24 protein-coding genes and 2 pseudogenes are annotated in these 25,424 nt (G+C 71.6%); 6 read left to right on the top strand and 20 right to left on the bottom strand.

Annotated elements, in window-relative coordinates; translation table 11 throughout:
* Window positions 1-75: 75 nt before the first annotated feature.
* Window positions 76-2,169, top strand: coding sequence for a glycoside hydrolase family 127 protein (locus AQJ67_RS31865; protein ID WP_425264197.1), 2,094 nt, complete (start codon window positions 76-78; stop codon window positions 2,167-2,169).
* 10 nt (window positions 2,170-2,179) lie between these two features.
* On the opposite strand, the gene AQJ67_RS31860 is transcribed toward AQJ67_RS31865, so the two are convergent.
* Both AQJ67_RS31860 and AQJ67_RS31855 read right to left on the bottom strand, forming a co-directional pair.
* Complete coding sequence (locus AQJ67_RS31860) at window positions 2,180-3,130, bottom strand: LysR family transcriptional regulator (protein WP_062722816.1); 951 nt, start codon at window positions 3,128-3,130, stop codon at window positions 2,180-2,182.
* Window positions 3,131-3,182: 52 nt separating this feature from the next.
* Window positions 3,183-4,502: an SUKH-4 family immunity protein gene (locus AQJ67_RS31855; protein ID WP_062722815.1), complete on the bottom strand. Its 1,320-nt coding sequence runs from the start codon at window positions 4,500-4,502 to the stop codon at window positions 3,183-3,185.
* Between the two features lie 76 nt (window positions 4,503-4,578).
* Between AQJ67_RS31855 and AQJ67_RS31850 the strand changes: the two genes are divergently transcribed.
* Both AQJ67_RS31850 and AQJ67_RS31845 read left to right on the top strand, forming a co-directional pair.
* Entirely contained in the window at window positions 4,579-4,872 is a 294-nt protein-coding gene (locus AQJ67_RS31850; protein WP_062722814.1) for a hypothetical protein, read from the top strand.
* Window positions 4,869-6,086, top strand: coding sequence for a glycoside hydrolase family 88 protein (locus AQJ67_RS31845; protein ID WP_062722813.1), 1,218 nt, complete (start codon window positions 4,869-4,871; stop codon window positions 6,084-6,086). The genes AQJ67_RS31850 and AQJ67_RS31845 overlap by 4 nt, the downstream gene beginning before the upstream one ends.
* 15 nt (window positions 6,087-6,101) lie before the next feature.
* Here the strand turns inward: AQJ67_RS31845 and AQJ67_RS31840 are convergent.
* Window positions 6,102-6,479: pseudogene (locus AQJ67_RS31840) on the bottom strand (alginate lyase family protein); the annotation flags it as partial.
* A 174-nt stretch (window positions 6,480-6,653) separates the two neighbouring features.
* Here AQJ67_RS31840 and AQJ67_RS31835 point away from each other — a divergent pair.
* On the top strand, window positions 6,654-8,477 hold the full coding sequence (locus AQJ67_RS31835) for a glycoside hydrolase family 15 protein (protein WP_062722812.1): 1,824 nt from the start codon (window positions 6,654-6,656) through the stop codon (window positions 8,475-8,477).
* A 4-nt stretch (window positions 8,478-8,481) separates the two neighbouring features.
* Here the strand turns inward: AQJ67_RS31835 and AQJ67_RS31830 are convergent, their stop codons facing one another.
* The 13 genes from AQJ67_RS31830 to AQJ67_RS47860 all read right to left on the bottom strand — a co-directional run bounded on the left by AQJ67_RS31830 (window position 8,482) and on the right by AQJ67_RS47860 (window position 20,237).
* Complete coding sequence (locus tag AQJ67_RS31830) at window positions 8,482-9,204, bottom strand: hotdog fold domain-containing protein (RefSeq protein WP_062723016.1); 723 nt, start codon at window positions 9,202-9,204, stop codon at window positions 8,482-8,484.
* Window positions 9,205-9,328: 124 nt separating this feature from the next.
* Window positions 9,329-10,171 carry an enoyl-CoA hydratase/isomerase family protein gene (locus AQJ67_RS31825; protein WP_079056288.1) on the bottom strand — a complete coding sequence of 281 codons (843 nt, stop codon included), beginning with the start codon at window positions 10,169-10,171 and terminating at the stop codon, window positions 9,329-9,331.
* Window positions 10,168-11,415, bottom strand: a complete 1,248-nt coding sequence (locus tag AQJ67_RS31820) for a cytochrome P450 (RefSeq protein WP_062722811.1) — start codon at window positions 11,413-11,415, stop codon at window positions 10,168-10,170. The genes AQJ67_RS31825 and AQJ67_RS31820 overlap by 4 nt, the downstream gene beginning before the upstream one ends.
* A gap of 94 nt (window positions 11,416-11,509) precedes the next feature.
* Entirely contained in the window at window positions 11,510-12,883 is a 1,374-nt protein-coding gene (locus AQJ67_RS31815; protein WP_062722810.1) for a cytochrome P450 family protein, read from the bottom strand.
* 10 nt (window positions 12,884-12,893) lie between these two features.
* Window positions 12,894-13,454, bottom strand: a complete 561-nt coding sequence (locus AQJ67_RS31810; RefSeq protein WP_062722809.1) for a GTP-binding protein — start codon at window positions 13,452-13,454, stop codon at window positions 12,894-12,896.
* A 3-nt stretch (window positions 13,455-13,457) separates the two neighbouring features.
* Complete coding sequence (locus tag AQJ67_RS31805) at window positions 13,458-13,841, bottom strand: DUF742 domain-containing protein (protein ID WP_062722808.1); 384 nt, start codon at window positions 13,839-13,841, stop codon at window positions 13,458-13,460.
* Complete coding sequence (locus AQJ67_RS31800) at window positions 13,834-14,661, bottom strand: roadblock/LC7 domain-containing protein (protein WP_062723014.1); 828 nt, start codon at window positions 14,659-14,661, stop codon at window positions 13,834-13,836. Before AQJ67_RS31800 ends, AQJ67_RS31805 begins: the two co-directional genes overlap by 8 nt.
* A 20-nt stretch (window positions 14,662-14,681) precedes the next feature.
* Window positions 14,682-15,800, bottom strand: a complete 1,119-nt coding sequence (locus tag AQJ67_RS31795) for an ATP-binding protein (protein ID WP_079056287.1) — start codon at window positions 15,798-15,800, stop codon at window positions 14,682-14,684.
* Between the two features lie 388 nt (window positions 15,801-16,188).
* Window positions 16,189-17,361, bottom strand: coding sequence for an MAB_1171c family putative transporter (locus AQJ67_RS31790; RefSeq protein WP_062722806.1), 1,173 nt, complete (start codon window positions 17,359-17,361; stop codon window positions 16,189-16,191).
* Window positions 17,351-17,692, bottom strand: coding sequence for a hypothetical protein (locus tag AQJ67_RS47865; RefSeq protein ID WP_159058860.1), 342 nt, complete (start codon window positions 17,690-17,692; stop codon window positions 17,351-17,353). The genes AQJ67_RS31790 and AQJ67_RS47865 overlap by 11 nt, the downstream gene beginning before the upstream one ends.
* Before the next feature lie 77 nt (window positions 17,693-17,769).
* Window positions 17,770-18,246, bottom strand: a complete 477-nt coding sequence (locus AQJ67_RS31785; RefSeq protein WP_208615079.1) for a hypothetical protein — start codon at window positions 18,244-18,246, stop codon at window positions 17,770-17,772.
* A 129-nt stretch (window positions 18,247-18,375) separates the two neighbouring features.
* Window positions 18,376-19,803 (bottom strand): MFS transporter, encoded by a 1,428-nt coding sequence (locus AQJ67_RS31780; protein WP_062723012.1) that lies wholly within the window; start codon window positions 19,801-19,803, stop codon window positions 18,376-18,378.
* Window positions 19,804-19,835: 32 nt separating this feature from the next.
* Window positions 19,836-20,237, bottom strand: a complete 402-nt coding sequence (locus tag AQJ67_RS47860; RefSeq protein ID WP_062722805.1) for a RidA family protein — start codon at window positions 20,235-20,237, stop codon at window positions 19,836-19,838.
* Window positions 20,238-20,498: 261 nt separating this feature from the next.
* Between AQJ67_RS47860 and AQJ67_RS31770 the strand changes: the two genes are divergently transcribed.
* The gene (locus AQJ67_RS31770) at window positions 20,499-21,269 is read left to right on the top strand and encodes an ArsR/SmtB family transcription factor (RefSeq protein WP_062722804.1); all 771 of its coding nucleotides are present in this window, start codon (window positions 20,499-20,501) and stop codon (window positions 21,267-21,269) included.
* 187 nt (window positions 21,270-21,456) lie between these two features.
* Here the strand turns inward: AQJ67_RS31770 and AQJ67_RS31765 are convergent, their stop codons facing one another.
* From AQJ67_RS31765 to AQJ67_RS31755, 3 genes and pseudogenes are all read right to left on the bottom strand, one after another.
* A complete protein-coding gene (locus tag AQJ67_RS31765; RefSeq protein ID WP_062722803.1) occupies window positions 21,457-22,119 on the bottom strand; it encodes an aspartate carbamoyltransferase in 663 nt (220 codons plus the stop codon).
* Between the two features lie 238 nt (window positions 22,120-22,357).
* Window positions 22,358-22,762 (bottom strand): annotated as a pseudogene (locus tag AQJ67_RS45820) (ThiF family adenylyltransferase); the annotation flags it as partial.
* A 50-nt stretch (window positions 22,763-22,812) separates the two neighbouring features.
* The gene (locus AQJ67_RS31755) at window positions 22,813-23,790 is read right to left on the bottom strand and encodes a CapA family protein (protein ID WP_107123040.1); all 978 of its coding nucleotides are present in this window, start codon (window positions 23,788-23,790) and stop codon (window positions 22,813-22,815) included.
* 128 nt (window positions 23,791-23,918) lie between these two features.
* On the opposite strand from AQJ67_RS31755, the gene AQJ67_RS48390 reads away from it, so the two are divergent.
* A complete protein-coding gene (locus tag AQJ67_RS48390; RefSeq protein WP_167366239.1) occupies window positions 23,919-24,104 on the top strand; it encodes a hypothetical protein in 186 nt (61 codons plus the stop codon).
* A 135-nt stretch (window positions 24,105-24,239) separates the two neighbouring features.
* Here AQJ67_RS48390 and AQJ67_RS31750 read toward each other — a convergent pair whose 3' ends face one another.
* Window positions 24,240-25,166, bottom strand: coding sequence for a DUF4436 family protein (locus AQJ67_RS31750; protein WP_079056284.1), 927 nt, complete (start codon window positions 25,164-25,166; stop codon window positions 24,240-24,242).
* Window positions 25,167-25,424: the final 258 nt, after the last annotated feature.

Below are 25,424 nucleotides of genomic sequence, written 5' to 3'. Positions count from 1 at the left end.
CCGAGCCGACGAGGCCGAGCATGTCTCAACCCTGGAGACCGAGCATGTCCCAACCCCCCCACCCGCAGACGCGTGTTGGGCATCGGCGCCGCCACGGCGGCCACCGTCCCCCTCGCCCAGCTGACCACGCCGTCGTACGCCGCCGCCCCCGTACCGCCGCCCACCTGGGCCGTACACCCCTTCCCCCTCGACCAGGTCACCCTCGGCGCCGGAGCCTTCCGCCGCACACGCGACCTGATGCTCGACTACGCCCGGTCCTACCCGGCCGACCGCATCCTGGCCGTCTTCCGCGCCAACGCCGGGCTCGACACCCGCGGCGCCAGGCCGCCCGGCGGCTGGGAGACCTCCGACGGCAATCTGCGCGGCCACTACGGCGGCCACTTCCTCACCCTCCTCGCCCAGGCCTACGCCGACACCCGTGAGGCCGCCCTCAAGGCCAAGCTCGACTACCTGGTCGCCGCGCTCGGCGAGTGCCGGCAGGCCCTGGCGGAGCACGGCGACCCCAGGCCGAGCCACCCCGGCTATCTGGCGGCGTACCCGGAGACACAGTTCATCCTGCTGGAGAGCTACACCACCTACCCGACCATCTGGGCGCCGTACTACACCTGCCACAAGATCATGCGCGGCCTGCTCGACGCGCACACCCTGGCGGGGAGCGCGCAGGCGCTGCGGATTGTCTCCGGGATGGGCGACTGGGTGCACAGCCGACTCGGCCGGCTGCCCAGGGCCCAGCTGGAGCGGATGTGGTCGATCTACATCGCCGGGGAGTACGGCGGGATGAACGAGGTGATGGCGGACCTGTACGCCCTCACCGGACGGCAGGAGCACCTCGCGGCCGCCCGCTGCTTCGACAACACGGCGCTGCTGGACGCCTGCGCCGCGGACCGGGACGTCCTGGAGGGCCGGCACGCCAACCAGCACATCCCCCAGTTCACCGGCTACGTCAGGCTGTTCGACCACACCGGGGAGGAGACGTACGCCGCCGCGGCCCGCAACTTCTGGGGCATGGTCACCGGCACCCGCATGTACAGCCTGGGCGGCACCGGCCAGGGCGAGATGTTCCGCGCGCGGGGCGCCATCGCGGCCACTCTGGACGCCGACAACGCCGAGACCTGCGCGACGCACAACATGCTCAAGCTGAGCCGGCAGCTGTTCTTCCACGCACCCGACCCCGCGTACATGGACTACTACGAGCGGGGCCTGACCAACCACATCCTCGCCTCCCGCCGGGCCGCCCCCAGCACGAGCAGCCCCGAGGTGACCTACTTCGTCGGCATGGGTCCGGGCGTCGTGCGCGAGTACGGCAACACCGGCACCTGCTGCGGCGGCACCGGCATGGAGAACCACACCAAGTACCAGGACTCGGTCTACTTCCGCTCCGCCGACGGCGAGTCCCTGTACGTCAACCTGTACCTCGCCTCGACACTGCGCTGGCCGGAGCGCGGTCTCGTCATCGAGCAGGCCGGCGACTTCCCGGCCGAGGGGGCGCGCACCCTGACGTTCCGGGAGGGCGGCGGCAGGCTCGACCTGAAGCTGCGGGTGCCCTCCTGGGCGACGGGCGGCTTCACCGTCGCGGTCAACGGGGTACGGCAACGGGTCGCGGCGACACCCGGCACGTACCTCACCCTGAGCAGGAACTGGGTGCGCGGCGACCGGGTCAGCGTCACCGCCCCCTACCGTCTGCGCATCGAGCGAGCGCTGGACGATCCCGGTGTGCAGTCGCTGTTCCACGGGCCGGTGCTGTTGGTCGCGCGCAGCGACGCGGCGCAGTTCCGGGTGTTCTCCTTCTACAAGGACTTCACGCTGCGGGGCGATCTCGCCGACGCGATCCGCCCCGAGGGCCGCCCGCTGCACTTCACGACCCACGGCCTCACCCTCGCCCCCTTCCATCTCGCCGACGACGCCCGCTACCACGCCTACTTCCAGAGGGCCGAACCCGTCGTCCTGTTCGGTACGACCGACTCGGGCGTCCCGAACCGCGCTCGCGGCGACGGCCTGACCTTCCTCGACGTCCTCTGGGAGCAGGCACCCTTCGCGTCGTCGGGCAGCTTCGTGGCGGCGGTGCGCGCACTCGCCGGAACCTGGCTGGCCGAGGGCCTGTTCACCTCCGCCGAACGGGACCGGGTCGTCGCGGCGGCGGTCAGCGCGGACCTGAGGAGCCGTTCGTAGAGCGGTGAGCTCATGAGCGGTGAGCACACGAGCGGTGAGCCCACTGCGGTGTCCAGACCTCGCCGTCCGGAGGGTCGTGGTGGACGGAGGCCAGGTACTCCCGCACCGCGGTCAGCGCCGGGTGCGGATTGTCGGCGCGCCAGAGGATCGAGTGCGGGTAGACCGGCGTCGGGTCGCGCAGCGGGATCAGCCGCATGTCGTAGCCGGCGGGCCAGACGAGGGGCGTCTGGGTGCCTAGGAAGGTCGCCAGGGTCGAGGAGGCGGCGATCGTGTCGATGAGGGCCTCGACCCCGAAGTTGGGGCCGGTCGCCTCGATGGTCAGCCCGAAGTCGGCGGCGAGCGCGTCGTAGTACGCGGTCCACTCCGCGCCGGGGACGTTGCCCGGCATCCAGATCCGGTGGCCGGCCAGCTGGGCGGGGGAGACCGAGGCGGCGCGCGCGAACGGGTGGGCCGGGCCGGTGAAGAGGTGGATCGGTTCGTCATGGACCGGGGTGAACTCGATGCCGTCCGGGATCCGCTGCCCCGGCATGGCGACCGCCCGGAAGGTGGCGTCGATGACGCCGTCCCGGACGGCCGCCAGGGCCTCCTCCGCGCCGGGCAGCGTCACGATGTCGAGGGCGATCTCGGGGTGGGCCCGATGGAAGTCGCGCAGATATCCGGCCAGCGAGACCCGCCGGCCGACCACGTCGATCCGCAGGGCACGGCTCCCGGGCCGCACGGACGCCCGCGCCCGCTCCTCGGCCTGCAGCAGCGCCCGCGCATGGGACAGGAACGCCTGCCCGTCGATGGTGAGCCCGGCCCCGCGCGGCGTGCGCGTCAGCAGCCGCACACCGACGTCCCGCTCCAGTGCGGCAACGCGCTTGGAGACGGCCTGCTGAGTGAGGGCCAGGTCGACGGCGGCCTTCTGGAACTGCCCGGCGTCGGCGACGGCGACGAAGGTGCGTACGGCGTTGAGGTCCACCCCCGCCACCCTAGACGTACAACCAGGCGTTGTTCATCGCCTCCGGAGGTGCCTAGAAGCCGTCCACCCCCAGCTCGGTGATCCCTGCGTAGAGCCAGCTCCACACCTCGCCGCACGGCGTCTCCGGGTCGAACAGGCCGGGGGACAGCTCGTCGATCTCGTCCTTGAACACCTCCGCCACCGCGTCCTGGCCTCCCTCCACCAGGTAGGGGTGCCAGCAGGCGTTGCTGTAGCGGTAGACGGCCTCAAGGACGCGGGTGAAGACATCGAGGTCCGGCGCGAGCCGCACCAGTGTCTTGTCGGTCAGGCCGTCCAGGCGGCTCCAGATGTGCACGGACCCGTCGTGGCGGTGCAGATACAGGTCGCCGTAGTCGACCGTGCCGAAGGTGATCAGGTCCGAGGCGGTCACCCCCTCGGGCAGGCCGTCCCCCGGCAGCTCGTCGTCGGTCGGAGGCCGCATGGCCTCGGGCCGTCGGGCCTCGTACTCGGCGCCGTGGCACAACCACATCGTGGGCAGGCCGATGTCCCTCAAGAAGCGCCTGCTGCCCGGGTGTTCGAGTCCCTCGGGCAGGTCGCTCTCGGGTATGCGCAGTACATACCGCTCACCGAAGGCGTCGTCGACCCGGTCCGCGGTGAGCGGGCCCTTTGGCCGCCGTACCTCCGGTTCGGTCTCGGGCAGCGCCTCGTCGGCCGAGCCGCAGTCGATGCCCTCGCCGCGCGGCCAGTCCCGCAGCACCTCCGCGTCCGTCTCGATCACCGCCAGGCCCGAGGCGCTCTGGACGAGATAGCGGGTCCTGCCGCCCTCGGCGGCGAACGCGGCCGCGCCCTCCCAGCTCACCGGCGCGGTGAGGTTCCAGTCGTTCAGGTCGGGCGCGTCGAGCGCCTCCCGGGCCGAGGGCGCTACCGGCAGGGTGCCCTCGACCTGGAGCCTCACCCGGCCTCCCGTCTCCGCGTCGAGCCAGAGACAGCCGCGCCAGTCCGTCGCCACCTCGATGAGCAGCCGATCCTCGTGCAGACGACGGTGGACCTGGTAGTAGTCGCCGTTCAGGCTCGGGTGGGCTATGAACCAGTTGGCGGGCCGCCACCACGCCCACACCGTCCGCCACGGCATGCCCGGCTCGGCCTTCGCGATCCGCTCGGCGTACTCCTCGTGGCCGGTCGCCTTGGCCGCGAAGTGCAGCCAGGAGGCGAACTCGGCCCGCGTCACGTCGTCGCTGCCGAAGATCGCCTCGGCCTGGAGGAAGACCTCCGGCCCCTCCCGCCCCACATCCCCCGCACCGTCCTCGGCGGCGATGTGGCCGCGCACCGCCGCGCGGTCAGCGGTCAACAGCCGCGCGGGGTCGGCCAGTACGTCGTCAAGCTCCTCGTTCATACGGTCATCGTGTCACCCACCACTGACAACCCGACGCGGGCCGGCCGGGACCGACAGCGCGGGGCAGCCGGTCATCGTGATCACATGGACTTCACCCCCCGGCGCCTTCCAGCGCGTCGGCCTGCGCCCCAACTCCGACGCGGCCGAGGCCGGGCTCGCCGTCGCCCACGAGTCGGGGGTGCCGCTGACCATCGGCCCCGGACGCCGGCTGGTCGAGACGATCGAGGACGGCGCGGGCGGGCTGGTCCGCAGGCGGCAGTGCTGCTTCACGTACATGAACATTGCTCACGTGGGTGTACAGCATCGCTTCGGCCGTGCAAGGCTCGGTCAACTCCTTTCCCCCGTAGTCCAGTTGGAGGGACGGTCATGAGCGTTTCCCGACGTACCGTGCTGGCCACGGCGGCCGGTGCCGCAGTGCTGGGCACTTCCACGACACCCGCCGCCGCGGCACCGTCACCGGCACCGACTTTGCGCAAGCTCCGCGCGGCGGCCGACTACGCCGTCGAGAAGCTCCACGCCGTCGCCCCGACCGTCACCGCCTTCCCGGTCGGCACGAAGTTCGAGAAGTGGGTCCACTCGCAGAACGGCGACTGGGTCGGCGGCTTCTGGCCCGGAACCCTGTGGATGGCCTGGCTCCACAGCGAGGACGACACCTTCCGCGATCTGGCCCTGGCCTCGGCGAAGAAGCTGGCCCCGCGCCAGTACGACACCGGCACGCACGACCTCGGCTTCCTCTTCTACCCGTCCTGGGTCACCGCCTGGCGGCTCACGGGCGACGGCGCCTGGCGCACCGGCGCCGTCCGGGCCGCCGACTCCCTGATCCAGCGGTACAACCCGCGCGGGCGCTTCATCAGAGCCTGGGGCGCGTTGGACGATCCGAGGAACGCCGGCCGGGTCATCATCGACACGATGATGAACCTCGACCTGCTGGCCTTCGCGAGCGGCCAGACCGGCGACGGCAAGTACCTGGACATCGCCGTGGAGCACGCGAGGACGACCGGGCGGGTCTTCCCGCGCCCGGACGGATCGACCCCGCACGTCTACGACTTCGCCCCGGACACCGGCGCGCCGGTCGGCCCGAACACCGTCCAGGGCTACAGCCCCACGTCCTGCTGGTCGCGCGGGCAGGCGTGGGGGCTGTACGGGTTCACCACCATGTACCGACGCACCAAAGACCCGGAGTTCCTGGCCACCGCGCGCCGACTCGCCGACTTCGCGGTGGGCGCGCTCACCCCGGACCACGTGCCCGTCTGGGACTACCGCGCCCCGCAGCAGCCGTACGACATCAAGGACGCGTCGGCCGGGGCGATCATGGCCTGCGGCCTGCTCGACCTGGCGGCGGCCACCGGCAGACCCGCCTACCGCGACGTGGCGCTGCGGCTGCTCACCGCCCTGTCGGAGACCTGCCTGACGAGGAACTCGACCCGCGCGGAGGCCGTCGTGGCCCGCTGCACCCGCAACCGGCCGGCCGAGGACGGGGTCGAGATCTCGCTCCCGTACGCCGACTACTACCTGCTGGAAGGCATCCTGCGGGTGCTGCGGCCGCAGGACGTCGACCGGGCGATCGACCTCTCCACGGTCTGACAGCGGGCATGCGGGTCAGCCCGCGATGGAGTCAAGCTGTTCCGCCGCCGGGCGCAGGGCCCACAGATCGCCGCCCGGCGGCTCCTCCAGCAGCGCAACGGCCCGCTGTGCCCGCCTGCCCCCGGCGTCGGCGGCCGCCCCCGTCGCGGCGGGCAGCAGATGGTCCACCGCCTTGAACAGGCTCTGCCCGTCCGGCCCCCGGTAGGCCCACAGACCCACGCCGACGTGCCGGCCGATGGCCGCGAGCCGGGTGTAGGCGACCAGGTCGAACGTCGAGTAGTGCCAGCTCCGGGTCCGGGTCAGCTCCTGGGGCCGGCTGCCGTCGGAGGCGATCTGCGGCGCGACGCGCTTGTGCCGGGCGTCCAGGACCGTCCGGCGGGCCATCTCCTCGTCGTCCGGGAAAGGGGGCGTGCCCCGATTCGTCGGCAGGGCGGTGGGGCCGGGCCCGCCGCGGGATTCACGCAGGTGGCGTACTCCCTGTGGCGACCGTCCCGGACCGGCAGGAGGGTCGGGGCACGGGCGGGCGGACCCGCACGGACCCGGCGACGGGAGGCCGAGAGGACCACCATGCGGCGCTATCCACCGATCGGCGATCACGGGCTGGTCGGAGACCTCCAGACGGCTGCCCTGATCTCCTCCGAGGGCGTCGTCGACTGGTTCTGCGCTCCGCGCTTCGACTCGCCCAGCCTGTTCGCCGCGCTGCTGGACCACGACCGGGGCGGCCACTTCAGCATCACGGTCGACGGGGAGGACGTCACCACCCGCCAGCTGTACGTCGCCGACACCGCCGTCCTCATCACCCGTTTCCTCACGCCGGACGGCGTCGGCGAGGTCGTCGACTTCATGCCGGTTAAGGCTCCGGAGACCGCCACCGACGTGCACCGACTGGTCCGTTCCATGCGGGTGACCCGCGGCCGGGTCCGCTTCACGCTCGCCTGCCGGCCCCGCTTCGACTACGGCCGCGCCGACCACCGCCTCGACCTGCGCCCGGACGTCGCACACTTCGCCGGCCCCGGCACCGACGCGTACCTCCAGGCAGCAGGGCCCCTCGCCCTGGAACGGGACGGCGCGGACGTCCGGGCGGCCGTCGAGCTGCGGCACGGCGAGCGGGCGGCGGCGGTACTGACGGTGTGCGCGACCGGAGCGGAACCCCCCGCCCCGCCGACCGCCGAGGGCCTGCGCGCGGACTTCGACGCGGCCCGCTCCTTCTGGTACCGCTGGATCCGCCGCAGCCGCTACCGGGGGCGCTGGCAGGGCATGGTCAACCGGTCCGCCATCACCCTCAAACTGCTCACCTACGCCCTGACCGGCGCCCCCGTCGCCGCGGTGACGGCGGCCCTGCCCGAACAGCTCGGCGGCGAACGCAACTGGGACTACCGGTACACCTGGGTGCGCGACGCGTCCCTGTCGATGCGGGCCCTGCTCCGCCTCGGCTTCACCGACGAGGCGTACGCCTTCCGCCGGTGGCTGGGCGCCCGGCTGAAGTCGGGCCGCACGGTCACCGGCGAGCCCCTGCAGATCATGTACCGGATCGACGGCGACCCCCACCTCGCCGAGGAGACCCTCGACCACCTGGAGGGCTACCGCGGCTCGGCCCCCGTCCGCATCGGCAACGGCGCCGCCGAGCAGCTCCAGCTCGACATCTACGGCGAGGCGGTCCACGCCCTCAGCCACACCGGCGACCTCACCCACATGGCCGGCTACGACGGCTGGCTGGAGCTGGCCGGACTGCTGGACTGGCTGACGCGCAACTGGGACCGCCCCGACGAGGGCATCTGGGAGACGCGCGGCGGGCCACAGGACTTCACCTACAGCCGCCTGATGTGCTGGACGGCGTTCGAACGCGGCATCCGCCTGGCCCGCGACTACGCCCGCCCCGCCGACCTGGCCGGCTGGACCACCGCCCGCGACACCATCCTCCACCAGGTGATGGAGCGCGGCTGGAGCAGCGAACGCCAAGCGTTCGTCCAGCACTACGGCAGCGAGGTCCTGGACGCCTCACTGCTCCTCATGCCCGCGGTCGGCTTCATCGCCCCGCGCGACCCCCGCTGGCTGTCCACCCTCGACGCCATGGAGACCGAACTCGTCTCCGACAGCCTCGTCCACCGCTACGACCCGGCGGCCTCCCCCGACGGCCTGCGCGGCCGCGAAGGCACCTTCTCCCTGTGCAGCTTCCTCTACGTGGACGCCCTGGCCCGCGCCGGCCGCGTCGACCTGGCCCGCTACGCCTTCGACACGATGCTCACGTACGCCAACCACGTGGGCCTCTTCGCCGAGGAGATCGGCCCCACCGGAGAACAACTCGGCAACTTCCCGCAGGCCTTCACCCACCTCGCCCTGATCGGCGCGGCCCTCGCCCTGGATGAGGAACTGGAACGGACGGAACGCTGACCGCTCAGGAGGCGGGCCTGGGGTCGATCCACAACGCCTCCGAGACGGCGCACAGTTCACCCTCGGCCGTGGCCAGCGCCGCCCCCATCGTGTGCTTGCGGCCGGACTCCGACAGCAGCCACGCGTAGGAGACGTACGGCTCACCCGTGGTGACCGGCCGCAGAACCGTGCCCGTGAGGGACGCGGTGACCGCGCCCGCGCGCTGGGTGCCGAGGAAGCGGCCCGCCCAGTTCCCGGGGCAGTCCAGGGCGCCCCAGACGAGGGCGAGCGGCAGCAGGCCGTCCGGGCCGGCGAAGGCGGGGGACGGGGTCCAGGCGGAGGCGACCAGGCCGGCATCCGGCACCGGGGCGCAGTACACCCGTAGACCCCGGTCGGCGGGGCGCAGGCCGCAGCCGAAGCAGTCGACCACACCCGACGGCGGCGCCGCCCGGAACCGCTCGGCCGCGCCGGCCGCCTGGTCCCAGGACGGCGCGGCCGGCGCGTCGAGCGGCAGGTCGGCGGGGCGCGCCACGGCGAGGGGCCGCGCCGCGTCGCCCAACTCCACGCCGCCGTCCGCCGTTTCGGCGATTCGCACGGGGGTCTCCACGGGCACCGGGCCACGGAAGTCGACCTGTACGGTCCGTGCCCCGGACCTCTCGGCCAGTACGCCGGCGACGTAGCCGCCGAAGGCCACCGAGGGGTAGCCGGAGTACAGCTCGGGCACCACGATCGCGTCACTCGTCGTCATGATCCCCACTTCACCACAGCCGGAATGGCACAGGGCCTCCCAGGTGTGCGTCGGGCCCTCTCCGAGCGTGTCGGAGAGGGCCCCTGTGTCCGGCCGGCCGTACGGACCGCCGGCCGGCGGGTCGTCACCTCATGGCGGTGTGCGCGCTCAGCCGGGAGGTCAGCAGGTGGGCGTCGAGGAGGGCGATGTCGGCGGTGCGGGTGGCTTTCGCGTAGCCGGTGAGCATGCGTTTGGTCAGGACGAGCGCCTCCGGGGCCCGGCGGGCGAGGGGCTTGGTCCAGGCGGCGACGGTGGCGTCCAACTGGTCGAGGGGGGCGACCTTGTGCAGGAGACCGAGCCGGTGGGCGGTGTCGGCGTCGAAGATGTCGCAGGTGAGCATGAGTTCCCGGATCCGCGCGGCGCCGACCTCCGAGACCAGCCGGCCCATGGCGCCGCCCCAGGCCGGCGCGAGGCCGACGCCGACCTCCGGCATGCGCAACCGGCAGGTGTCCGCGCCGGCGCGCAGATCGCAGTAGGCGGCGAGTGCCAGGCCGGCGCCGACGACCTTGCCGTGGAGCCGGGCGATGGTGATGGCGTGGGTGTCCTCCAGGGCCTGGCACAGCCGCTGGGCCTTGTCCGCGATGCGGCGCAGGGCGGCTCCGGAGGGGTCCGTGGCCAGGGCGTCCTGGTACTCCTGTCGGTCCGCTCCCAGGCAGAAGTCCTCGCCCAGGGAGGACAGGACGAGGACACGGATGTCGGGGCGTTCGTGGAGGTCGTCGAGGACGGCGATGAGCTCGTCCAGGACAGCGGCGCTCAGCGTGTCGTCCTGGCGGGTCGGGTTGAGCCGGACGTGGAGGACGGGGCCGGACTGCGCGATGTCCACGTGCGCGGGGGCGAAAGCCGGTGCCGGTCCGGGCACCGGCACGGGTATGGGGACCGGTGCGGCGGCGGAGGTGGGGGAGGAGGGGCGAGCGGTCAGGGGGTTCATGCGAGGGCGACATCCAGATTCAGCAGACGCCGGAACGCCACCCGGGGGGCGCGGGAGGGGCGGCGGACCAGGGTGAGGCGGGGGAGGTGGGTGATCATTCGGCTGAGCAGGGTCTGGGCCTCCAACCGGGCCAGGGGAGCGCCGAGGCAGTAGTGGATGCCTCCGCTGAAGGCGAGGTGCCCGGGCCCCCGGCTCAGGTCGAAGCGGTCGGGAGCGGGGTACCGGGCCGGGTCCCGGTGCGCGGCTCCCACCATCAGGTGGACCATCTCGTCCGCCCGGACCTCGACGCCCTCCAGGACGCAGTCCTGTGCGGCGACCCGGCTGATGACATGGGTGGGAGGGTCGTAGCGCAGCGACTCCTCCACGAACGCGGGCACGAGATCGGGCTGTGCGGCGAGCAGACCCCATCGGTCGGGGTCCTCGACGAGCAGCAGGGCCATGGTCGACAGGAGGGTGGACGTCGTCTCCAGCGCCGCCAGCAGCACGAACAGGGCGAGGAAGTAGACCGCCTCGTCGGCCTTGTCCCGGTCAGGTTCCAGCTCGTCCCAGGTGCGGATCCAGCGGGAGACCGGGTCGTCGCCGAGACGTGTGCGCCGTTCGGCGACCAGGGCGAGGAAGTAGGCACGCAGTTCGGCCATGGCCACGTCGGACCGGGCCAACTGGCTGGCGGAGGGCAACAGTTCCTGGGTGAAGACCTGGTCGTGGGTCAGTTCGCGCAGCCGGGACCAGTCCGCGCTGGGCAGGCCCAGCCAGTCCCCGATCGTGGCGATCGGGAGTTCCTCGCTGACCAGGGCGGCGAAGTCGGCCTCCCCGGTGTGCAGATGGTCCATCAGGGAGTCGAGGAGTCCGTCGACCACCCGGCTCACGCGCGAGCCGATCTGCTCGATGGTGCCTCGGTCGAAGGTGCCGGCCGCCCGCCGGACCCGGGTGTGCTCCGGGGGGTTGAGCGCGGGCAGGGTGCGGCTGATCTCACGGGAGGAAGGAGCGCTCCAGCGGGTGCGCTCCCCCTGCCGCTGCCTCCACCCCGTGTCCGGCTCAAGCCAGGTGCCGCTGCGCAACACCTGGTCGCAGGCGCCGAAACCGGTCACGAGGAAACCACCCCAGGGTGCGGGGCTGACGTCTCCTCGCGACCGGAGTTCGGCGTAGAGGGGAAAGGGGTCGGCCTGGCCCTGGACCGTCCGGAGACGGGAGAAGAGGGCAACGGTGGCACGACGGTCGGATATCGGAGTGGTGACACTCCCCACGATGGCAGCTCCTTTTCTGAGATTCAGCCGCCATACGTACCCGAGTGATCCTTGAAAGATTCAGTAACACACCCGTCTCATAGAGTTACCTGCGTCACGCGCCCCTGGTCCATGCCAGGAACCGGCTGAACAGCCCGCCCTTCTGCTGCGGCGCGGCGTGGGCCGGCCGAGGCGCGGGGGACGGCTGCGGCGCCGAGGACGACTGCGCCGTCTGCGCGGAGCGAGCCGCCGCGGACCGGGCCGCCGCGGCCGACGTCACGACCCGCGGGGTGAACCGTACGGGCACGGTCACCAGCGAACGGCTCCATGGCGTCGGCGCCCAGGCCAGTTCCTTGAAGGGGACGCGCAGTTCGACGTCGGGCAGCCGGTTGAGCAGGGACTCGACGGCCGTGGACGCGATCAGGAAGGCGGGGTCCTTGGCCGGGCAGGCGTGCGGGCCGGCCCCGAAGGCCAGGTGGGCCTTGGCGCTGAGCTGCTCGCGGTGCTGGGTCAGCTTGGGGTCGGTGTTAGCCGCGGCGAACGAGATCAGGACCGGGTCGCCCGCCTTGACGGTCCGGCCGCTGAGCTCCACGTCGTGCACCGGGTAGTGGCCCGCGTAGTTGGCGATCGGCGCGTAGTTCCACAGGGTCTGTACGACCGCGTCCTCGATCGGCAGACCGCTCGGCCATTCGTCGCTCAGATACAGCGCGGCGCTGGTGCCGATGGCGGCGGTCAGGGGCATGGTGCCGCCGGAGAGCAGGGTCACCAGCTGGTGCAGCACCTCCTCGTCCGTCAGCCGGGCGGAGTGCACCATCAGCCGGGTGGTGAGGTCCTCGCCGGGCTCGCGGCGCTTGAGGGCGATGAGTTCGGCGAGCGCCGCGCCCAGCGTCTCGTCGGCACCCGGCGTGCCCTCGAAGATGCCGCTGATCCCGACGATCACCCGGTCACCGATGTCCGGCGGGCAGCCGAACAGATCGCTGAACACCAGCAGCGGAAGCGGCTGGGCGTAGGCGGCCATCAGTTCGGCCTGGCCGAGGGGCTCGGAGCTGAACCGGCTGATCAGGTAGTCGGCCGACTGCTGCGTCTGACGGACCAGCTGGACCTGGTTGACGGTGGCCAGACTGTCCGTCACCGCCTGCCGCAGCCGGGCGTGCGCCGCGCCGTCGCTGAACAGCGCGTTGGGGCGGTACGCCATCATCGGCAGCGCCGGGCTGTCGGCGGGCACCCGCCCCTCGTTGAGGGCGTTCCAGCGGCGCGCGTCCCGCACGAACGACGCGGGGTTCTGCAGGATGTAGAGGGCCGCGTCGTAACTGGTGACCAGCTCGACCTCGACGTCCGGCGCGATGTCGACCGGCGCGCTCGGCCCCATCGAGCGCAGCTGGGTGTAGTGCCGCTCGGGGTCGGAGCCGAACTCGGGCCCGTACAGCTGTATGTTGCCGTGAGCGGGGCAGCCGGCCGGTGTCCCGGACGGGTCGAAGTGCTGTTGCATGCCGTGGCTCCTAGCCGAGGGTGGTCATGAGGTGCTTCACGAGGGTGATCAGCGCCTGGGCCGAGGAACCCTGGTCGCGCACGTCGCAGCGGACGACCGGGGTCTCCTCGCTGAGGTTGAGCGCCTCACGTACCTCGTCGAGCGGGTAGTCGGGGGTGCTGTCGAAGTGGTTGACACCGATGGCGTACGTCAGGCCGAACTGCTCGACCAGGTCCAGGATCGGAAAGCTCTCGTGCAGCCGCTCGGGGTCCACCAGGACCAGCGCGCCCAGCGCGCCCCGGGACAGCCCCTCCCACATCTCCTTGAAGCGTTCCTGGCCCGGGGTTCCGAAGAGGTAGAGGACCAGGGTGTCGCTCAGGGACAGGCGCCCGAAGTCCATCGCCACCGTCGTGGTCGTCTTGTCCGGGTTGCCCGAGAGGTCGTCGAAGCCCTCGCTCGCCTCGGTGATCTCCTCCTCGGTCTGCAGCGGCTCGATCTCGGAGATGCTGCCGATGCAGGTGGTCTTCCCGACCCCGAAGTGGCCCACGACGAGGATCTTCACGGAACGGGAGACGGCTGGATCCAGATACACGAATTACGCTCCGAATCGGGTCTTCAGGCCATCGAGCACGGCGGTGAGCAGTTCGCGGTCGACACGTTCGGCACGCGGCGCCGGATTCCTCACGTAGAGCAGGCCGTCCTCGGCCATCTGCGCCAGCAGGATGCGCACGATGCCCAGCGGCAGCCGTGTGTAGCCGGAGATCTCGGCCACGGACAGGAAGCCGTCGGTGATCAGGTCCATGACCGCTCTGGCTTCCGGGGACAGCGTGCGGGCAGCGGCCTCGGTGCCCTCCTGGGCGGTGACGAGCGTGGTGTGCTCGTACTCGTGGTCCGCGGGCAGCGCACGTCCCTTCGCGATGACGAACAGCGGCACTAATGCGGACGTCAGTTCCAGCTCGCTGTCCGGTTCGTCATGCATCGCCGGCCTTCCCTCCCTGCGCTACCTGCCGTGTGGTGAGCCTGGGCGCCACATCGCTCAGCCGAGTGGTGAACTCCTCGATGTCGCAGTCGTGGGCGGCGGCCGCCGCGAGGAAGGCGCCCTCACCGGCCGCGACGAGGAAGATCCAGCCGTGCTGGAACTCGATGACCGTCTGCCGCCACCCCTCGTCCCGCAGCCCGCCCGCGAACGGCGCGGTCGCTCGGCTGTAGGCGTGAATGCCCGTCATGGCCGCGGAGATGGTGTCCGCCAGGTCCCGGCCGATCCCGCCGCTGGCACCGCGCGGCAGACCGTCGGCCCCGAGCAGCAGGGCGTGCCGGGCACCGCGCACCGAGGCGATGAGCTGGTCCAGCTCGGCGAGGACGAACCCCGACCCGCCCGCCGCGTCGCTGCGGTTCGCGGCGTCGGCCCGGTCCGTGGACGAGTCGCCGCCGTTCACCCGGGGCGCCGAGGTGAGGTTGTTGCCCAGCCGGGCGACCAGCCGGTTCATCCGGAAGGAGATCTGCTGCATGTCGACGTCGGGTTCCGCGGCGGCGGCCAGATAGGTGCCCTGCCCGGCCCCGATCAGGAACACCCAGCCGTGCGTGAACTCGATGACCGTCTGGCTCCAGTGCCGCTCCTCGGACGTCCCCGCGAAGTGGGCGGTGGCGCGGCTGAGCGACTGCATCCCCGCCATGGCGGCGGCGATCGTGCGTACGTCGCTGTCGATCAGACCGTCCGTCACCCCGCGCGGAAGCCCGTCCGCGGACAGCACCACGGCGTGCCGGGCCCGGGGGACGTTGTCCACGATGTCCTGGACCATCCAGGACATGTCCGTAGTAGTCATGCGCCTTCGGACCCTTCGGGCGTCGGGGCGTCCAGGTCACGGCCGGTCAGTGTGCCGCGCTGGAACGCCCCCAGGCCCCCGCCGCCGGAACCCTGCGCCGGCCTCCTGGGCGCGGACGCCGTCCCGCCGCCGTCGGAGGGGACGCTGGCGATGGGCGACTTGCGGGCACCGCGCTTCGGCAGGCCGTGCACCGTGCGGGCGCTGCCCTGCTCACGGCCCTCGACCCGTCGGATGCTGCTCACCGGCACCTCACTGGCCGGCGGCGAGGTCTCCTCCATGGTCCACAGCTCCTCGGGCAGCAGGACGACGGCGCGGACGCCGCCGTAGCGGGAGACTCCCGTGACATCCACCTTGAAGCCGTACTGACGGGCGATCAGGCCGACGACGGGGAAGCCGAACTTGGGCTGGGTGCCCAGCTGGGACAGCCGGGGCAACTCGTCGCCGGACAGCAGTGCGGTCGCCGCCTGCCGGTCCTCGTCGCTCATGCTGACGCCGGCGTCGTCGATGATGATGCACAGGTTCTTCTGGACCCGCTGGAACGTTACCTCGATCGGCGCCTCGGCCTGCGAGAAGCTGGCAGCGTTGTCGAGCAGTTCGGCGACGGCGAGGGCCACCGGCGCCACCGCGGACGCCTTCAGCGCGATACCGCTCGGCTGCATGATCTCGACCCGGTGGAAGTTGCGGATCTGGCTCTGGGCGCTGCGCACCACGTCGTAGACGCTGGCGGGCTGGCTGCGCCGGCCGAGCGGGGCGCCGCACATGACCGCGATGCCCTGGGCCTTGCGGGCCATCTGCGCGTTGGCGTGGTTCACGTCCATCAGGTCGGTCAGGACGCTGTGCCCGCCGTACTTGCGCTGGATCTCGTCCAGCAACGCCGTCTGTTCGGCCGCGAGGCTCTGGAGGAAGCGGGCGGCGCCCTTGAGGACCGCCTTGGTGCTTTCCTCCGCCGCCTGCTCGGCCTCCCCGATGACACCGTCCTGCTCGTCCCGGACCCGTTGCAGTTCTCCCTGCATGCGGCCGAGCTCGCCCTCGGTGTATCTGAGCCGCTGTGTCAGCGCGGCCTCGGCTTCCCTCTTCTTCGCCCCCAGTGCGGAGTTACGGAGTGTGAGGGCCACGACTGCGGCTACGGCTGTCACCGCTATCGCAACCAGACACCAGATAAGCGCGTCTTGACTCATGGAAACCTTTCCCGGCGCGTGGCATGCAGGCGTCGACGGATACAGCTCGCGAGGATCCGCAACCCGTCACAGGGGACCGCATGACTGTTGGTGCGAAGAGCAGACCACCTCAGGCGGGGTGTGCCTGAGCGAAGTGGATCAAGGTCGCAGACGGCGGAATGCTATCACTCTCAAACATTGGCCCTGAGGCCGCCTTTGCGGTCTCCGCAGGGTCAACAGATCCGTCACGGAAGTCGGTTGGGAAGCAGCAGCCCTGATTCCCGGTGACAGCCCGTAACCGACGGCAGGTGGGGACGGTACGAGTCGGCCGCGCGGGCCGGTGGGTTCAGCCGACGCGGCTCGTGTCCCGCTCCGGTCGGCTCCGCCGGGGCCGCGGGCGGCGGTAGGCGGCGGCGACCCTGGTCAGGAAGGCCGTCTCCGCCGCCACGTCAGCGCAGGCGGGCTGGACCGGACGTGCCGAGTGCTCGCGCGGCGGTCGGCCCGCCAGTTTCGCGCGGCGGGCGCTGTGCAGCATCCGCGCCACGGCATCCGCGTCCGCCTCGCCGGTCCCGCGCCCGTCCCGGTCGGCCGGCGATCCGCGCTCGGCGGAGTCGGGCGGGACGTAGGCGCGCAGGTCGAGGATCGCGTCACGGATCTCCACGATCTTCCGGTAGACGATCAGGTTCCTCGGGCCGCGCGGCCAGTAGATCTCCAGCAGAGGGTGGCGCGGCTCGTACAGCGCGACGGACGGCACCGCCACGATCAGGTCCCGCCACAGCGGCGCCAGTCGGCACAACACCTTCACGTCACCCACGGCCCGGCGGGCGTCGAGCAGCGTGGGGACCGCGATGGAGGCGGCGCGCAACAGGCCGTGCAGGCCCATCGTGAGGGAGAGCAGGGCCGGGATCCACGGCGAGCGCACCTCGATGTAGACCAGGTCCCAGCCCCAGAAAAGCCCGGCGAACGTGGTGCCGAGACCGAACAGCAGCAGACTCGTGCGGGAGGGCCCGTCCGTGCCCCGCCGACTGTAGCGCCAGCACACCATGACACAGCTGCCGTCGGCCACGAGGTGCATGCAGATCAGGGTCAGCCAGAAGACCAGGGAGGGCTCGGGCGCACCGTGCGGCCCGATCACGTCCTCGGTGTGCGGGGCCGCCGAGACGTCCAGGTACACCAGCGTCAGCAGACAGGCCCCGCCGATGATGTGCAGCAAGGCGCGACGTGGCCCGGCGCCAGACACCGTCAGGAGGAAGTCGAGGACGACGACGGCGGAGAAGGCGCCGAACAGATGCATCGCCAGCTGGGTCGTGCGCGGATCGTCCGTGACGAGGTCGATAGCGCCGCCGACCGGACCGAGGCGCAGCGCCATGGCCGCCGCGGCGGCGACCACCGCGAGGCACAGGCCGCGCTGACGCCGGTCGTGACGCACCGACGGTATGCGCAGCAGGACGGCGCCCCAGACGGCCGCGGTGCCGACGTCCTCGACGAGCCGGGCGGCGGAGTCCAGATCAGTGCGCATGCGGACCGCCCACGCCCAGCGCCGCCTCCAACTGGCCCAGCACTTCTGCCGACGGCGCTCTGCGGGGCCGGTCGGCGGCCGTCCCGATGAGACTCGCCAGCATCTCGGCCTGCTGTTCCTGAACCGTCGTATAGCTCGTACGGGCCAGGAGCCGCCGCACGGTGCGCGGGCTGAGGTCGGTGAACAGTTCGGTGGGACCGGCCGCGGCGGACGCGTGAAATGGTGGGGCATGCGGGTGCCTCGAATGCGGGTCGGGTGTGCGCGAAACGCGTGCGATCTCCGAGTTGCAGGTTTCATTTGTGACGTCAGGGCCCGCGAAATCCTTCGACATGACGCCCCCGGCCGCCAACCGGGCGAATACCGGCGCCGGTTGCCGTCGCGACGCCGGCACGATCCAAACGACAGGCCCTAGGCGCCGGGTTCCGCCTCGTCCGGCGTCTCGACCTCCGGCAGGCGCTGGATCCTGCGGGCCTCGTTGACCATGGTGAGCAGGGCGTCCAGGGTCTGCGGGGACAGCCCGTCGGCGCGCAGCGCCAGATTGCGGACCCGGGCGTCGCGCAGCGCGGAGGCGAGCTTGAGCTGGGCGTTCACGCGTTCCGCCGCCTCGTCGTCGAAGAAGTACTCCGGCGGGACGCCGAAGAACTCGGCGAGCACGTCGAGTTGTTCCAGGGTGAGGTTGCGCTTCTTGCCGGTGGCGAGTTCCCACAGGTACGTCGCCGAGATCGTGCCGCCCGTGGAATCCCTGATCTGCGCGGCGAGTTTCGCGTAGCCCGGGCGTCGGCGCTCGTCGGGGTAGAGCGCCGCGATCAGGGCGCGCAGCCGCTCGTCGAACTTGGCGAGCATCGGCCGGCCGCCCTGGCCGCGGGGGAGGTCGCTCTCCTTCATCAGCTGTCCTCTGCTGAGACTCAGCCCCGTCGGGCCGTCCGCTGTATCGGGCGATGCTATCGGCCGCAGGCGCTGCGCATCCACCTCAGCGGACGAGGACGGCTTCATACGGTGGCCGGAAAGACGGTCTCATACAGTGGCCGCACTCTCCCGTCGGCCCCGGACCGCCGTCAGCGCGATCAGCGTGCCGACCAGGAAGCAACACCCGCTGATCGTCAGCCCGACGCGCATCCCCGACTCGAAGTGCGCGGCCCCGGCCACCAGCGAGCCCAGCAGGGCCACCCCGACCGCGCTGCCCACCTGACGGCCGGCGTTGAGCACGCCCGAGGCCACACCCGAGCGGTCCGCGGGCGCCGACTCCACGACCGCCGCCACGGTCGCCGGCATGGTGAACGCCGTACCGAAGCCGATCGCGGCCAGCGGCAGGACCAGCATCCAGTACGGCGTCGAACGCCCGGCGACGAGCAGGGCGAAGAACCCCGCCGAGCCGATCAGCAGCCCCGCCACCATGGGCCCGCGGGGTCCGGTGCGGGCGGTCGCCCGTCCGCCGAGGGCCGAGGCGAGACCCGCCATGGCGGTCTGGGGGAGGATGGCGAGCCCGGCCCACAGCACCGCGTAGTGGCGGTACTGCTGGAAGTAGAACGTGGCCACGAACAGTTGCCCGTAGAAGCCGACGTTGAGCAGCAGTCCCACGGCCGTGGCCCCGGAGAACACGGGATGGCGGAACAGGGCCAGCGGCAGCATGGGCCGGGCGACGCGCCGTTCGGTCAGCACGAAGGCCGCCGCGCCCACCGCGAACAGGGCTAGCGCGCCCACCACCGTAGGGGCCGACCAGCCGAGCCGGCGTCCCTCGATGATGGCGAGGGTGAGGGCGCCCAGCGTGACGATGCCGAGGAACTGGGCGGGCAGGTCCAGGCCGCGTTCGGCCCGCTGTCGGGGCGCACGGACATGACGGGCCGTCAGCACGAGGCCCAGGACCCCGAAGGGGATGTTCACGTAGAACACCGAGCGCCAGCCGAACCCGGAGACCAGCAGCCCGCCGAGCACCGGCCCGGCCGCCGCCGCGATGCCACCGATTCCTCCCCACACCCCGATGGCGCGCGCCCGGTCCTCCCTGCGCTCGTGGGAGGCGTGGATCAGCGCCAGCGACGTGGGGACCACCAGCGCGGCCGACAGGCCCTGCAGAAGACGCATGACGACCAGGAACCACAGGGACGGTGCGATGCCGCAGCCCACCGAGGTCAGCACGAACAGACCGAGCCCGGCCTGGAACACCGGCTTGCTGCCCAGCCGGTCGCCGATCGACCCCGCGGACAGCAGCAGCCCGGCGAAGACCACGGTGTAGCCGTCGGCGACCCACTGGGCGCCCGTCAGGTCCCCGCCGGTGGCGAAGTCCTGGCCGATCCGGGGCAGCGCGACCGTCACGATCGTCGCGTCGAGCATGACCATGAAGAACCCGAGGCAGAGCGCGACCAGCGGCAGCCGGGAGGGGGCGCGGTCGGCCCGGGGAGCCGCGGTCGTGACCGCGCCCGCAGGGGTGCCGTCGTCCAGGGACATCGACGTACCTTCGTTCCGTTCCGTACCCGGCATCAGGCCAGTCGCGCCTTCACCTCGGCGGAGTCGCGCACGGCGATGGCGTCCAGCTCCACCGCCGCGCCCAGGGGCAGTCGCTGCACCATGAAGGCCGTACGGGCGGGCGGGTCGGTCGCGAAGAACTCGCCGTACACGGCGTCGAAGGCCGGCATGTCGTCGTACGTCGTGAGCCAGACCCGCATGCTCACCACGTCCCCGAGCCGCATCCCGGCGGCCGCCAGCGTGGCGCCCATGTTCTCCAGCGCCCGGCGCCCCTGGCCGGCGACGTCGTCCGCCACGAGCTTTCCCTCGCCGTCGACGCCGAAATGACCGGCCAGATAGGCCGTGTCACCGACCACGACTCCGGGCGAGTAACGGTAGCCGGGCACCTTTCCTCGGACGATCAGCTCACGGCTCATCGGTACCTCCGTAAAAGCATGGGTGGATACCCCGCGGACCCGGTGGTCCGGTATTGGCCGGGACGGTCCGCGCAAGGGGGAGCGGTCGCTTGCCAGGCTAGTCGCGGAAAGTTTCGGGCCAGGTCGAAATGTGGTGCGTATGGGAATGGCAAAAAGCGGCGGAAAATCGAGGGGGAAAGCGCTCCGGCGGTTCGGTGGCGCCCTGGTCGGTGACAGCATGGAATGACTGGATGGCCATTGCACCGACCACTCGGGAGAGTCATGCGCGACCTGGCAGGAGACGCGAATTTCCTCACTCCGGCCTCCCTCATCGGGGACCAGACCAGGGCCCGGATCCTGCTCGCCCTCCTCGACGCGCGGGCGCTGCCGATGACCATGCTCGCGGCGGAGGCCGGCGTCGCGCCGTCGACGGTCAGTAGCCATCTGACCCAGCTCGTCGACGGGGGGCTGCTGACGGTCCGGCAGCAGGGACGTCACCGCTACTACAGCCTCGCTTCGGCCAAGGTCGCGCACGCGCTGGAGTCGCTCGCCGATCTGGCACCGCCGTTCACGCCGCGCTCCCTGCGCTCCGGGACCCGGGCCTCCGCCCTGCGCCTGGCCCGCACCTGCTACGACCACCTCGCGGGCCATCTCGGGGTGGGCCTGATGCAGGCGTTGCTGGAACGGAAGGTGCTGATCGGCGGGGACGGGCTGCACGACCCCGACCGATCGGTCCGCGACCGGCTGTCCGCGCCGGGCCGGGACCTGACCTACGAGGTCACGGACGACGGCTGGCACATCCTGGACATGGTGGGCGTGCGACCGCCCTGCACGACCAGGCCGACCGTGCGCTACTGCGTCGACTGGACCGAACAGCGCCACCACCTGGCGGGCGCCGTGGGCGCGGCACTGCTCGACCGGCTGCTCGAACTCGGCTGGGTGGTCAGGGCGTCCGGCAGCCGGGTGATCCGGGTACCGGAGGAGGGCGCACGCGGGCTGCGTGACTGGCTGGACCTGGACGTGCAGGAACTGCGCACGCGCGCGGCTGCGTGAGGGGGGGAGCGGGGGCCCGGGGGCGAGGGGGGCCCGGGGGCGAGGGAGGCCGGTGCGGGACACGGCGGTCGGCCTGGGCCGAGGAGTCGCCGAAGTGGACGTAGGGGCGTGGGCCGGGCCCAGGGTGTCTGGCCCCGGGCCCGGCCCCTGTCCGTCTCGCCGAGCCGCGCTTGACGCCACCGACGCGCTACCGCCTGAGGTGCGCGGCGAGCAGTTCGGCCATCAGGGCCGCGCGCAGGAAGACACCCTTGGCGACCCCCTCGAAGTAGTGCACGTTCGGAGCGTCGTCCGCCTCCGGCGGCAGCTCCGGACCGCGCGGCCCCGTGTGGATCACCGGCACCCCCGTCCCCGTACGCCTGAGCAGGGCCTGGTCGAACACGAACCGTTCGTCGAGGCGTGCGGACCGGGCATGGGAGCGTACGGCGCTCTCGTGGAAGTCGGAGAGCTCGAACGGGATGATCGTCACGGCGTCCACGTTCCGGAGCAGTTCCGTCGCCGATCCCGCCGTACGCCACGACATCCCGGCCCTGGCCAGGGTCGACCGTACGTCGTCGGGGACCGTCGCCCCGTCCGGCGGGAGGAAGACCACCCCGGCGGCCCCGAACTCGGCCAGCGCGTACACGAGTGAACGGGCGTAGCGGCAGGCCGGGTCGCCGACGTAGCCGAGCGTGACCCCGGCCAGGCCGTCCAGCTTGGAGCGCAGGACCCACAGGTCGAGCATGGCCTGGGTGGGGTGCTCCCGGTCGCCGGTGCCGGCGCTGACGACGGGCACCGGGGAGACGGCGGCGGCACGGTGCGCGGCGTCGTCGTCGGTGTGCCTCAGCACCAGGACGTCGGTGTAGCTGCCCACCAGGGCGGACGGTGTCCTCGAGGGACTCCCGGTAGAAGTCGCCGGCGCGGGTGGTCGCCACGTCGCAGAAGCCCGATGGACGAGCCGCCGATGCGCCGGGCCGCCACTTCGAAAACGTGCGGTGGCCGAAGACCGGGGTGCACATCATGAACCGGCAGCGCTCGGAGCGGCGGAAGGCGCGGTGCAGGGTGTAGCGGGCCTCTATCTCGTACAGCTCGATCTTGTCCAGGACGTAGTCGCAGCCCTCGAAGAACTCGTCCACGACCTCCTCGGTGATGCCCTCGGGGTACACCTCGATGTTCACGTCGCGCGTGGTGTTGTACACGGCCTCGGCGACGACCTCGGCCTTGTTGCGGCCCACGGTGTCGATCGTGGCGCCGAACTGCCGGTTGATGTTGGAGACTTCGAAGGTGTCCGGATCGGCCACCTTCAGGTTCTGCACGCCCATGCGCACCAACCGGTCCGCCGTGGCACCGCCGATGCCGCCGACGCCCGCGATGCCGATGACCGCGTTCCTCAGCCTGAGTTGGCGTTCGGTCTGTTCCTCGACGGTGTTGCCCAGCCAGCCGAGGTTGCGGCGCACGCGCCGCCAGTAGTAGTCCTCGTCCGTTTCCGTGGCGGTGTGGCGCTTGCGATCCGACATGGAAGACCTTTCTGGATCCGTTGCGGGCTTGCCGATCGGTGGTGCGGTGGTCAGTCGCCGGGCAGTACGGCGGTGACGGGGAGGCCGTGGAACGTGCCGGCGTCGCGTTCGAAGCGCGTGGACAGTTCCTCGTACGCGCAGCAGCGCTCCAGGTAGTCGATGACCTCCTTTCCCTCGGGCGACGAGGCGGCGACCGGGCGCGGGCTGTTGTCCGGGCCGAGGACGCACGGGGCGAATCCGGCGCGGACCGTGCCGTCGGCCCAGCCGAGGACGGCGAACCCGGTGAGCCTGCCGTCGGGATGGAAGGGCAGCAGCGGATAGCCCGCACGGTCGCCGATGTGGAACTCACCGAAGCGGCGGGCGCTCTCGCGTCGCAGCCTGGCGTCGCCGCGGCCCAGATAGGCGGACCTGCGCAGCCGTTCCTCCAGGCCGGGCAGGTCGAAGGCGAAATGGCCGAGGCCGTAGAAGATGGGCCGGCCGCGGTGGAGCTCGATGCCGCGCAGCAGGTGGTGATGGTGGCCGAGGACCGCGTCCGCGCCGGCGTCGATGGCGGCGCGGGCGGTGCGGACCTCGTGGTCCGTGAGGACGTACGGCCTGGTGAAGTCGCCCCAGTGGAAGCTGGTGAGCACCACGTCGGCCTGGTCGCGGGCCCGGGCGATGTCCTCGCGCAGCGCCTCCATGTCGCCCTCGTCGGGGACGGTGGTGACCCGGGGCAGGAGGCCCGGGTTCCATTCGTTGGTCTCCCACGGGGTGTAGAGCGTGGTCGCCCGCAGGGGCGCCAGCCCCGACCCTCCGGGGCGCGCCTCGTAGCCCCGAGGGAAGACACTGGCGTAGGCGAGGACGGCGACTCTGCCACGGCCGGTGTCGAGCACGGCCGGCTCGTGCGCCGCCACGCCGTCCTCACCGGCGCCCGCGGTCGCCACCCCGGCGCCCCGCATCAGGTCGCGGGTCTCCAGCAGGGCGAGCGATCCCCCGTCGAGGCTGTGGTTGTTCGCGAGCGAGACGACGTCGAACCCGGCACCGGGGATGCACGGCGCGTGCCCCGGGTCGGCGATGACGGGAAAACACCCGCGCTGGGCGCACGCTCCCGCGTGTTGCTGTAGACGCCCTCCAGATTCGCGAACGCCACGTCCGCTCGCCGAAATGCGTCACTGACGTGCCGGAACGCCTCGTCGGGTCGTTCGCGATGCACGAAGACATCCCCGACAGCGACGATCTGCACCTCGTCGGCTCGCGGCATGGCTCCCTCTCCTCCTTCGACGTCCGCCCATCCGCAATAGCGGATGAAACTGGCTGCGAGCATACGCTCGCCGGAGTTTCACCCGTCAACAACAGCGAATGATGTGGCGCAAATTGAACCCCCGTCATCCGCAGAGGCGGATGACGGGGTGGAAGGGCCGAAGGGCGGAGTGGAGGGGTGGAGTGGAGGGGGAGGGGGGAGGGAAGGGGGAGGTCGGCGCCTGTGGCCGTCGAAGCTCTACCGGGTGATGTGGGTGTCACCTGGGTGGAGGGCGGCGCGGAGGGCGGTGCGGACGCCGGTGACGACCACGGCGATCAGGCACAGGGCGATGACGGTCTCGGCCCACAGGAAGGCGAACCAGTCCAGCACGCAGCCGATCGGGGGCGTGCCGGGGGCGGTGTTGCGGAACGCGGCGAGAGCGAACAGCGTGGCGGCCATCCAGGAGAGGGCGGGCCAGACCAGCGCCTCGCGGCGGGTCGTCAGGTACCAGGCACCCAGGAGCACGGACCCCGCCAGCGCCCACATCACGACCATCATGAAGACCGCGAAGACGAGCAGGCTGCCCGAGCGGGACAGCCTCAGCCCGACGACGGCTTCCGGTCCGGAAGAAGGGGGCGCTGCGGAGAAGGAGAAGAGCGTTTCGGCGTTGGAGAAGAGCATCCGCACCGGCACCTGCTCGCCACCCATCAGCGCCCAGAACTCGACGTCGGTCTCGTACGTGTCGAAGGGGTAGTCGCTGATCGACCCACCTGCGAGCGCGACCTGCACGTCCTTCGGCGCGAGCCGCTCGTGCGCCTTGAACTCCAGGTCGCTGAGGGTCGCCCCGGAGGTCTGGAGGCTGAGATCGGCCACCGGTACGGTCCCCTCCTCCTCGCCGAGAGCCCCGCGCGGAGTGACCCGGACCCGCAGGACGAGCTCTCTGGCCGCGGCGTCGACGCTCTGGACGGTGGCCTCCACGTCCACCCGGTCGGCGGCTCGGGATCCGACCGTGTGGACCGTGTCGTTCGCGTTCCGCTCGGTGAACTGCAGCCAGGACCCCACGGACACCGCCACCAGGACCAGAAGGGCGAAGGGGAGCAGGACCGGCAGGATCGACGCCCCGAACCGGCGTGGACGGGGTGAGGGCGTGGGCGGGGGCGAGGGCGAGGGCGAGGGCGGGGCCATGGTGACTCCGACGAGGTGAGAAGGGCAACGGGCTCGTCCCGCTCGGCGTCGGGAGCGGGCCTTTCGTCCGCGCGGTGTGTGGCAGGCGTACCGGTATGCAGTCCGGCACGACAGCAGGCGTAGTCACTTTCCGATCATAAGAGGCTACTTTGGGTGTTCGACGGATTGGCTGCCGGTGACAAGCAGCCGGGCAGGGCCATCGCCCGCTCCGGAGGCGTTGACCTGCTTGGCGGAAGGGCGAAGACGCCGGCCCGGCCC

Origin of the sequence: Streptomyces caeruleatus, from assembly GCF_001514235.1 — a bacterium.
In the GTDB taxonomy this organism is placed as follows: Bacteria; Actinomycetota; Actinomycetes; order Streptomycetales; family Streptomycetaceae; genus Streptomyces; species Streptomyces caeruleatus.
This window is presented reverse-complemented; position numbering and strand designations above follow the sequence as displayed.